The 10,365-nt window shown below is 56.8% G+C and carries 10 protein-coding genes; 2 read left to right on the top strand and 8 right to left on the bottom strand.

Going from position 1 to position 10,365, the window contains the following annotated elements:
- Window positions 1-205: 205 nt before the first annotated feature.
- From AC33YF_RS11280 to AC33YF_RS11310, 7 genes are all read right to left on the bottom strand, one after another.
- On the bottom strand, window positions 206-604 hold the full coding sequence (locus AC33YF_RS11280) for a hypothetical protein (RefSeq protein WP_491777301.1): 399 nt from the start codon (window positions 602-604) through the stop codon (window positions 206-208).
- Between the two features lie 8 nt (window positions 605-612).
- Entirely contained in the window at window positions 613-1,992 is a 1,380-nt protein-coding gene (locus tag AC33YF_RS11285; protein ID WP_491777302.1) for an FMN-binding glutamate synthase family protein, read from the bottom strand.
- 16 nt (window positions 1,993-2,008) lie between these two features.
- Window positions 2,009-2,881: a GltB/FmdC/FwdC-like GXGXG domain-containing protein gene (locus AC33YF_RS11290; protein WP_491777303.1), complete on the bottom strand. Its 873-nt coding sequence runs from the start codon at window positions 2,879-2,881 to the stop codon at window positions 2,009-2,011.
- The gene (locus tag AC33YF_RS11295) at window positions 2,869-3,747 is read right to left on the bottom strand and encodes a class II glutamine amidotransferase domain-containing protein (protein WP_491777304.1); all 879 of its coding nucleotides are present in this window, start codon (window positions 3,745-3,747) and stop codon (window positions 2,869-2,871) included. Before AC33YF_RS11295 ends, AC33YF_RS11290 begins: the two co-directional genes overlap by 13 nt.
- A gap of 129 nt (window positions 3,748-3,876) precedes the next feature.
- Window positions 3,877-5,349 carry a glutamine synthetase family protein gene (locus tag AC33YF_RS11300; RefSeq protein ID WP_491777305.1) on the bottom strand — a complete coding sequence of 491 codons (1,473 nt, stop codon included), beginning with the start codon at window positions 5,347-5,349 and terminating at the stop codon, window positions 3,877-3,879.
- A 16-nt stretch (window positions 5,350-5,365) separates the two neighbouring features.
- Complete coding sequence (locus AC33YF_RS11305; protein ID WP_491777306.1) at window positions 5,366-6,712, bottom strand: NAD(P)/FAD-dependent oxidoreductase; 1,347 nt, start codon at window positions 6,710-6,712, stop codon at window positions 5,366-5,368.
- Window positions 6,713-6,898: 186 nt separating this feature from the next.
- Window positions 6,899-7,555, bottom strand: a complete 657-nt coding sequence (locus AC33YF_RS11310; protein WP_491777307.1) for a helix-turn-helix domain-containing protein — start codon at window positions 7,553-7,555, stop codon at window positions 6,899-6,901.
- A 301-nt stretch (window positions 7,556-7,856) separates the two neighbouring features.
- Here AC33YF_RS11310 and AC33YF_RS11315 point away from each other — a divergent pair, with 301 nt between their 5' ends.
- Window positions 7,857-8,504 (top strand): LuxR C-terminal-related transcriptional regulator, encoded by a 648-nt coding sequence (locus AC33YF_RS11315; protein WP_491777308.1) that lies wholly within the window; start codon window positions 7,857-7,859, stop codon window positions 8,502-8,504.
- A 112-nt stretch (window positions 8,505-8,616) separates the two neighbouring features.
- On the opposite strand, the gene AC33YF_RS11320 is transcribed toward AC33YF_RS11315, so the two are convergent.
- Window positions 8,617-9,396: a TorF family putative porin gene (locus AC33YF_RS11320; protein ID WP_491777309.1), complete on the bottom strand. Its 780-nt coding sequence runs from the start codon at window positions 9,394-9,396 to the stop codon at window positions 8,617-8,619.
- Window positions 9,397-9,856: 460 nt separating this feature from the next.
- On the opposite strand from AC33YF_RS11320, the gene AC33YF_RS11325 reads away from it, so the two are divergent.
- On the top strand, window positions 9,857-10,365 hold a 509-nt coding region (locus tag AC33YF_RS11325; protein ID WP_491777310.1), incomplete at its 3' end, for an SDR family NAD(P)-dependent oxidoreductase.

Below are 10,365 nucleotides of genomic sequence, written 5' to 3' on the forward strand. Positions count from 1 at the left end.
CATCCCGCGTTTCGCCGGACCCCGAATGGGGCACGCACGAACTTCTGGTCATTCGCCTCCTCCCTATGAGACGACAGCATGTTCGTCCCTGAGGCCGCCTGGTTTCTTTTCACCGGTGCACCTCAAATGCATGTTTAGTTTGATTACTGGATCGCGCCTGTCTCCTTGCTTGAGAATCGTTAGAGTTCTGAGGTTACCATGGCATTCAGAACTTGCGGTACGCCTTGTTTAGATCGTGAAGTGGATGTTTGGGCGAGGTCTGGAACCGGATTAGCAGTTCCCGAGCAATCATATCCCGGTCTTGCTGGTTGTCGGGGAGGTCCATGGACTTCGGAATCCGAACCCAGCCATTGATGTTGCGATCAAAGATCGCCGGCTGCCCCTCTTCGTAGCCCATGTGAACGTCCTCTAGCCAGTTCAGGTCGTCCCAGCCCATGAACTCCATGTAGTCTTTGAGAAACGGCGTAATACGGCTGTAATCAGGTAACAGGTTCACGTCATAGCGGTAACCGATGTGCTGTCCGATAACCTTCTCTCTCTCGGTATCGAGACCGGCTGAGTCCTTTAGGTATTTATCGACGTCGTTCTGGTCTTTCTTCGGCATCGTTTTCCTCACCCCAGCTTGTGATAGTTCTCAACGCCGACAGTCATGTCGGTTCCCGCCAGCGGCACTTGGGCCATTGCCGACGCTTCCATTGTGAGCGCTGCCAGATCTTCCGGCTCGAGGCTGTGGATGTCCGTCTTGCCGCAAGCACGTGCAAGAAGCTGCGCTTCCAAAGTCAGTGTGTGCAAGAAATTGTAGACCCGCTCAGCCGCTTCTTCCGGATCGAGCCGCTTACGCAGCTCCGGATCTTGCGTCGCCACACCCACAGGACAACGGCCTGTATGACAGTGGTAGCAACTGCCGGCGGGCACGCCCATCTCCGCCTCGAAGTCAGACTCCGGAATTTCCTTGTTGCAGTTAAGCGCCATCATAACCGAGTGCCCGATGGCAATTGCGTCGGCGCCGAGGGCAAGAGCCTTTGCGATGTCGCCGCCGTTGCGAATACCGCCGGCGTAGACCAGGCTTACTTTGCCGCGCATACCGAGTTCATCGATTGCCCGGCGCGCCTGCCGGATCGCGGCGATTCCCGGAACACCCGTATCCTCCGTCGCGATATGCGGACCGGCGCCTGTCGACCCCTCCATACCGTCGATATAGATGGAGTCTGGACCGCACTTCACAGCCATCCTGACATCGTCATATACGCGCGCGGCGCCCAGCTTTAGCTGAATGGGAATTTCCCAGTTAGTCGCTTCGCGAATTTCCTCGATCTTCAGGGCAAGATCGTCCGGACCCAGCCAATCGGGATGGCGTGCCGGCGAACGCTGGTCGATACCCGCTGGCAAAGAGCGCATCTCGGCGACCTGATCCGTCACCTTTTGGCCCATCAAGTGGCCGCCGAGGCCAACCTTACAGCCCTGCCCGATAAAGAATTCGCATGCATCGGCGAGCCGCAGATGATGCGGATTGAAGCCGTAACGCGACTGAATGCATTGGTAGAGCCATTTCGAGGAGTAGCGGCGCTCGTCGGGGATCATACCGCCCTCGCCCGAGCACGTTGCGGTGCCCGCCATGGTAGCCCCGCGTGCCAAGGCGATCTTCGCCTCGTAAGACAAGGCGCCGAAGCTCATCCCGGTCACGTAAACTGGGATATCCAATTCCAACGGACGCTTGGCCTGCGGCCCGATCAGCGTCTTCGTATCGCATTTCTCTCGATAGCCCTCGATGACGAAGCGCGTGAGCGTGCCTGGCAGAAAGGTCAAATCATCCCAATGCGGAATCTTCTTGAACAATGAGAAGCCGCGCATGCGGTAACGACCGAGCTCCGCCTTCACATGGATGTCGTTCATGACCTCAGGCGTGAAGATTTGACTTTTGCCCAGCAGGAAGCGGCGTTGCTCAGCGGGCTCGTGTGCGCCGTTCGCCTTTTGCTTCTTCTTCTTTCCCATCTCTCGGAAGCTCCCTTTACAGAACCAGTTTTTTCTCAGTCGGCTCTAGGTTGTCGTAATTCCAGAGCTGCTTGCCCGCGACGATCTTTCGGAATGAGTCGATCCCGCCCTTCGGCATGACGTCGTACTTTGTCAGCTTTTTCCCAAGCCACTCTCGATCGAGGTCGGTCATGTCGGCCCACACGGCATCGACGCCAAGGCTTTTGGGCTCGCCGCCCAGGTAAATCGTTCCGTCGTACATAGAGTCGCCCAGATTCTTGCCAGCATTTCCGCAAATCACCATGCGCCCGCGCTGCATCATGAAACCGGTGAATGAACCTGTGTCGCCGCCGACAATGATGTTGCCGCCCTTCATGTCGATGCCAGTCCGTGAGCCGACGTCACCCTTGCAGACGAGATCGCCGCCACGGATCGCTGCACCAAACTGTGAACCGGCATTTTTCTCGATTAGGATGGTACCGCTCATCATGTTCTCCCCGCAGGACCAACCGACGCGGCCATTGATGCGGATATTCGGCCCATCAATCAGTCCACAGCCGAAATAGCCAAGAGATCCTTCGACGATGAGATTGAGCCGGTTCAAGATACCGACGGCCATGGAATGTTTAGCGGCTGGATTCTTTAGGACGATCGATCCGTACCCTTCGCTCATCATCTCTCGAATTCGGGAATTGACTTGCGTTGCCTCCATGTTGGAAGCATCGATCTCGCCTCGCTTGTTGAAGTCGACATCGAACGAGTCGGGCAGGCTGAACCCGTGGGGGGGTTCGTTCAGATCGATATCGAAAAAAACCTGCTGTGTGCGACCGGTGAGCTGTTCTTGGTGCATGCCCATTTCATGGGCTCTGCGCTCCTGATCGGTGGGCGCCGACTGCGTTAGCGTTGCCATACCCGCACCTCCTCATCATAGGGATCCGATGTATCGATTTCCCGGGGAACAATGGCGCGAATGGCAACCTCCTCGGAAGCGAGTGCAACGAGGTCGTCACTCTCGTAAAGAACCATCGGCTTAGCAGCCATGGTGTCCTTCGCCATACCCAGCTCCTTGTTCGTCGCCACGATGTAGGTGAACACGCCATCGATCTCTTTGATCGACGACTTCAAGGAGTCCTCAAGGGTCGCGCCCTGCTCCAGATTGTTGGCCGTATAGACAGCCAGAAGTTCCGAGTCGCAGTCCGACATGAAGCGATGGCCAAGACGCTCCATCTCGCGGCGCATGATCCAATAATTCGTAATCTGACCATTATGGACGACGCTGATATCGTTATATGGATAAGCCCAGTATGGATGCGCGGAACGGATATCGACGTCAGACTCCGTCGCCATCCGCGTATGGCCAATGCCATGCGTTCCTTTGAAGTCGTCGAGGCCATACTGCTCCGACACGACTGTGGCATCGCCGAGATCTTTGATGAGCTCCAGCGAATGACCGAAGGACAAGACCTCGCCGCCGTCGATATGTTCGAGATCGGTCGCGAGTTGCTTGGTGTCGCCGGAGAACTGCAGCCGATACCGAAAGGCGTAAGGCGTGGGCTGTTCGACCTCGATTGTCTTAGCGCCGAGTTCAGCAAGGCGATTGTCAACTAAGGCTTGCCGGTCTCGGATCTTGTCCAAGATGTTGTAGTCCGTATCGAAATCTTCTGCCTCGGCGAGCTTTAGTCGCATCACGTACTCGTCCGGCTTGCTCACCCCATAAACGGCAAAACCGGTTGAGTCCGGTCCGCGATGCTTCAGGCTTTGAAGCATTGCGGTCATTTCTTGGCCGACGCCCACCGGTTTGCCGCGATGAATGACTCCAGCAATACCGCACATTGTTATTGATCCTCCGTTTCAACATGCGCGCCGCGCGAGGTGCGCGGCGCGTCCAAACTTTCTCGGACGCTATTATGGCAGGCAGTCGAGATACGTCTCCAAATCCCACTCCGTTACGGTGTGGTTGAAGCGCTCCCATTCATCGCGCTTGTACTCGCTGTACAGACGATACATTTCACCAGGCATCCCGCGCTGGACGACCTTGTCATCCTCCAACGCCTGGAGCGCTTCGCCGAGATTCATAGGCAAGCGCTTGACGTCTTTGCCGGCCTTAATGGCTTCGTAAATGTTGCGCTCTTCGGGTTCGCCCGGATCAAGCTTGTTCTCGATACCGTCGTCTGCCGCCGCAAGGATGGTCGAGCCCATGAGATACGGGTTGACCATGGAGTCCACGGAGCGGAACTCGAATCGGCCGGGTGCGGAAACGCGCAAGCCCGTTGTGCGGTTTTGGAAGCCCCAATCGGCAAAGATCGGTGCCCAGAAACCCGTGTCCCAAAGACGGCGATACGAATTCACCGTCGATGAGCCGATACACGTCAGAGCACGCAGGTGATGAACGATACCGCCAATGGCTTCGAGACCTGCCTTTTGCGGCATTTGAGGATCGTCGCCGTCGGGCATGAACGTGTTGTCCCCACCCGTGATGTACATGTAGTTCTGCGCCATGCCCGGTAAATTGTTCGGGTCGTTTCCGGTCGGCCGCAGCACATCCTCACCACCCCGCCAGAGAGACATGTTGTGATGGCAGCCGCTCGCCGACACGCCCATAAATGGCTTCGTCATGAAGCAGGCGATGATGTCGAACTCGCGGGCGACTTGGGCGCAGATTTGGCGATAGGTCGTCAGCCGGTCGGCGTTGCGCAGAACATCGTCGAACATCCAGTTGAGTTCGAGCTGACCGGGGGCATCCTCATGGTCGCCTTGAATGACATCGAGGCCCATCTTCCTCGCATACTCGATGACCTTCATATAGACGGGCCGCAGGCTTTCAAACTGATCGATGTGATAGCAGAAGGGATTGGAATAGCCGCCCGCGGGTTTGCCATTCTCATCCTTCTTGAGCCACATCATCTCGGGCTCCGTGCCCATGCGCAGCTGAAGACCGTTGTGTTTGTCCTGAAACGCGCTGTGGAGACGACGAAGGTTGCCCCGGCAATCGGCCGTTAGGAATGCTCCGGGGTCCTCTCGTTCCTCGCGATTACGGAACAGTGTGCAGTACATGCGCCCCACGCGCTTGTCCCACGGCAACTGCATGAATGTCTCGGGATCGGGAATGCCGACAAGCTCGGCTGCCTCGGGGCCGTACCCGAAGTACTCGCCGTGGCGATTGAGGAAGAGGTTGACCGTGGCGCCATAGACAAGCTGGAAGCCCTTCTTTGCGACACTCTCCCAGTGATCAGCAGGGATGCCCTTGCCCATGATGCGGCCCGTAATCGATACGAACTGCAAGTACAGATACTCAACTCCGAGTTCGTCGATCTTCTTACGAACTTCTTTGACCAGCTCCTGCCGGTGCGGGTCTTCTACATAGCCTTCGATGTCCATTGACGTCTCCCTAACATCAACTCCATGGAAATGGGCTGTGGGAGACAGGATGCAGTTCACCCTTTGCAAAGCGCCCAAAGCGAAACGGCTCCAGAAGCTCGCTCGTCTCCCCAACCAATTCTTGCGCGACTAGCTTACCCACTCCGATCATTTTGTAACCGTGGTTTGAGTCGGCAATGACGTATACGTTCTCTCGAAATCGATCGAAGATGGGAAAGTTGTCCGGCGTGAAGCAGCCAAGGCCGCCGGAAGCTTCTTTGTTCTTGTACAGAGGAATCTTGCCTTCGAAGCGCTTTTGGCAATGCGCCAGCATCGAGCACCACATATGGATGAAGTCGTCGCCGACAATGAAGTCCGGCGAGTCCGGTCCGTAGGGGTCTATCGCGACCTTGTCGGGATCTTCGTCCACCTTGTAGGGGGACGCGCCGCCCTGGATGCCGCCGAAGTTGAAGTCGGGCTTATAGTAGAGTCCCCAGAGTTTATCGGTGATCAGCGAGCCATCGACGTCTGAGTAAAGCGGCGCATCGGTATCGACATGGATGACGGGCGGCATGCTGCCGTCATTGGTCTTGTGCATGTCGGGGTCGACGCCGAGGGTGCCCTCCTCCAGGCACCAGAACTTCCACATCGGCACGTCGTCATGCACAGTGCCGTCCGGTCCTTTGATGGAGATCGATTTTGGAAGCTCCAGCATTTCCCAGAACTTCAGGACCCAGGGGCCAGCTCCGACGACAACCGCATCGCATGCAATCGTCCCGCGGTTGGTCACAACACCTGTGACAGCACCCGAATTAGAACCGTATTCGAAACCAAGGACCTCGACCCCTGTCGCGATCCGCACACCTTGTGCCTCGGCCTTACCGGCGAGGCCGTAAAGAGAGGCTGTGTTGTTGGCGTAGCCACCACGCTTCTCGTGGAGAACAGACGTAATGCCCTTGGCCTGCCAGTCGTCGAAAAATCCGAGCATGTAACTCTGGCAGTCGTCGGCTCCTTCGACGAACGTGGACTCGTAGCCGATCGCCTGTTGCTGCTCGTATATCGTCGCAACGTCCTCGTGCATGCATTCGGCACTGATCTGCATGTAGCCAACGGGGTGATAGCTATAGGCCTTCGGGTCGCTCTCCCACACCTCGACAGAGTGGGCCATCAGCTCACGCATGGCCGGCTGATAGTAGTTGTTGCGGACAACGCCGCAGGCAATCCCAGACGCGCCGCCACCGATTGACGTCTTGTCGATGACAAGAATATCCTCGCCCGACCCGTTGCCTGTCGCTTTCAACTGAAGGGCAAGGTGGTACGCGGTACTCAGGCCGTGAATTCCGGCTCCGATGATGACGTATTTTGAACTGGCTGATTGTTCCATCAACGTATCTTCGCGCCTAAGCTACTGACCTTCATGAAGAAACGACGTGTTTCGTGTCAGTCTTGCTTGTTGAACCTGGTTCAACTTTCCCATTTAGCTCCGTGCAGTTCCATACCTAATTGAGGGTAGCCGCGCCCGGCGCCGAATGCGCGATCGCGTTCCTCAGTACCGTGATAAAGCGGGTCCTCAGCGGCGCGCGCCCTCGCCACCCCCCGATTCCACGATGATTGACAGAAATCGGATTGGCAGCTCCACGAGCTCGACTGGCCCATGCGCCGTGGTGCCCTCGAAGAAGAGCGAATCGCCCGGACACAAGCGATACGGCTTGCCTCCGTGCTCGTACATCATCTCTCCGTCCAGCATGTGAATGAACTCCACCCCGGGATGCTGGAACAGCGGGAAGACCTCGGACGTGTCGTTCAGCTCAATCATGTACGGGGATACCGAATGGGCCTGGCCAACACCGTGTCCGAGGAGCTGATACTGATGGCCGACCTTCGAGCCCCTGCTCTCTATAAAGAGGCCACCGTCCTTTTTGACGTAGCAGCAGCCTTGCGTCTCTTGGTGGGTCTCAAAAAAGAACGTCATCGGAACCTTGAAGACCCGCGATAACGCATGAAGCGTTGTGAGAGACGGGAACGCATTGCCGTTCTCGACCTTCGAGAGCATCCCCGGCGAAAGCCCCGTTAGCTCGGCGACCTTGGCGACTGTGAGGCCGTGCCGACTTCGCGCAACCCGAACTTGTGCTCCGATGGAATTGGCGACCTCACGACTGGAGTTCTCGTCGTTGGCTGCACTGGATTCCGGCAGAACACTGCGAGATTCGGTCTTGTCTAGCGTCATAGATCCAATTCCGGTTCCTTGCAGCGCTCCCCCTGGTCACCGCAACCATAACCAAACCACACTAGACCTGGCCACGAAAAATATTCAATGGTATTGAATGTGATTACAGATCGACGTCCAAAAAATGCATGCGCCGCCGCGCCCGCTCCGAGTCGGACCTCTTCTCTCCCTGCGGGATAATCGCCCCAAAAGACGCGACGGAGCTGGGCAAATTCGAGACTGGAAGCGCAACTGAGCTAAAGAATTCCGTGCTTCCAGCTCCGAATCGGGAGACTGCGGTATGGGCCGTAATTGCTGCAGAGTGCTCTTGATCGACAGTCATCCGTTGTTTCGGATTGGTGCTGCTCAACTGATAGCGGACCAGGAAGACTTTGAGGTCATTGGGGAAGCGGGGCTTTGTGAAGATGGCGTGGCCCTGGCGGAAACCTTGAAGCCCGATATCGTCCTGATGGACCTGAACGGCGGCGGAGACTTCGAAGCCCTATTGCGCATCAAGAGGGCGAGCGACGACACCAAGGTCGTCGTGCTGACGGCATCAGATGCGGAAGACGACGTCCTGCGGGCAGTGCGGGCTGGGGTAAAAGGATACCTTTTGAAGGGATCCCAACCAGACGAGATCCTAAAGAAGCTGAGGCTCGCTTGGCGCGGGAACACTGTTTTTACCGAAACCCTGATGGACCTGCTGCTTAACGCAATGCGTGACGGCGCTCCGTCCGTGCGAACAGACCCAGACAGTCTCACAGCGCGGGAAAAGCAGATTCTTGAGTTGATCGCCGGTGGCCAATCCAACAAGAACATCGCACGGGAACTCAACATCAGCGACGGCACGGTCAAGGTGCACGTCAAGAACATCCTGCGAAAGTTGAATCTAAAGTCGCGTTTGGAGGCAGCCGTTTGGGCTCTGCGGCCGAAGATGAACTCGCTCTCCTACGACCGACCTACTCTGTAGTTCTTGGCCCGGCCAATTCGTCAGCATACGAATCTATGACACGGCGTCCGCCACAAAGAAAAAGGGGCGCCGAATTGGCGCCCCTTGGGAAGGTTGTTGGTTTGGGAAAGTCTTAGAAGGACGCGCTGAGCGTACCGACAACGCGCGAGTCGCATGCGTTTTGGTTGCCAATAAATCCGGTGCAACTGGTGTCGCTCAGCTCCGAATCCCAGTAACGGACGTCGGCAGCCCAGTTCTCGAGAAAGCCGAGGGTAACGCCGACGTTCCAGAACGTGTAGTCTTCGATGGAGCTATCATCAAACCACCAATAACCAACCAAGGCGCTTACGCTCGGATCGAAAAAGTTGAACAACTGGCCAAAAGTGTATTCAGCGCCCGCCTCCAAAGCGTTGGATTTGAGATCTGGCGACCAGTAGTTGGTGACGCCGGCTGTGAAGTTGTCGGTGAAGCCGTAGGACGCACCGGTCTTAATTTCTACGTAATCAATGCTGTTGGCACCTGGATACGTGTACCAGATAGCTCCGAAATCCCAGTCAAGGCCAAACAGGGTTGGCGCGATACCACCATACCAGTCGAGCTCAATGCTGTTATTTGTCGCGAAATCGACATTCGAACCCCAAACACCGGCGTAAAAAATACCGTAAGCCGCATCAAGAGAGCCCTGAATGGCAGGCTTTTGATTTGTTTGCGAAACGCCGCGGAACACATAGTCCGTAGTGAGAGACGTCGTAGCGCTAAGTTCAAGCTGATTGCCAGCGCCCCCTGCAAATGGGCTGATGGGATTTTCGCCCGGAGCCAGCACTTGCGCCTGTGCTGCAAAAGCAGAGCCAGCGACGAGCGCTGCCCCCAAAACTGCTGATTTCAAGATCCCCGCAATAGTGTGCCGAGCCATTATTCTGTCTCCTGCTTATCGCCTGTCCCTGGCGACTAGACTTGATTATTCAGGATGCTGCTGACACGCTCCGTTTGCGGTGCAACGTCCCCCATGGCCTTGACAATAGACAGCGCCTTAGTCGACGCAACGGAAAAGCAAGTGCGGACCAGATTCTAGGTACCCAGTGTGTCTTATCTGCAATGGTTTGCGGTTTTTGGCACCATGTCGGGCTCGCCCCCTACTCCTTTCAGCCTACCTATTTGGCCAAGTGCACAGAAGATAGGCGTTTTACGGCCGCGAAACGAAGACGCCGCAGAGGCTATCGCGCCGACCGAGACCGACTCGAGTAGCAATTGTCTCACGGATCCCACACCTTGTTCGTCAGATTATGCTCTCATAGAGTATCGCTCGTAGCGAATGGCCCCCTCAGAGCGGGCCCGTTCAGAGATCTCCACCCCCTCAACGCCTTAAGGACCTCATGGCCACCGACAGCATGGAACCCTGCGCCCTGGTGACTGGTGCTGCCCGCCGTTTGGGGCGGGCAATCGCACAAGACTTAGCGCGGAACGGATGGCGGGTCGGCATCCACTACCAAGCGTCCGAGGCAGACGCGCTGAGCCTTGTGGCCGAAATCGAAGCGTTTGGCGGCAGCGTGGCGGCCTTTCAGGCCGATTTGGCGGAGCTAAGTGCCTTACCCGCCCTCATCGACAATTGCGCTGAAACGCTCGGGCCCGTGTCCTGCCTCGTAAACAATGCCGCCGGGTTCGTTTGGGACTGGCCCGACAAGTTCGACGAAACCGGCTGGAGCGCACACCACGACGTCAATCTCAGGGCACCGGTTTTCCTGACAAAGGCCTTTGCGAAAGCCCTGCCGGCCGGCTTGGAAGGAAATGTCATCAATTTGATCGACCAGAAGGTGCGTGCGCTCAACCCTCATTACTTCACCTACACACTCGCAAAATCTGCGCTTTGGACGGCCACCCGCAC

The organism is Methyloceanibacter sp. (assembly GCF_058506495.1).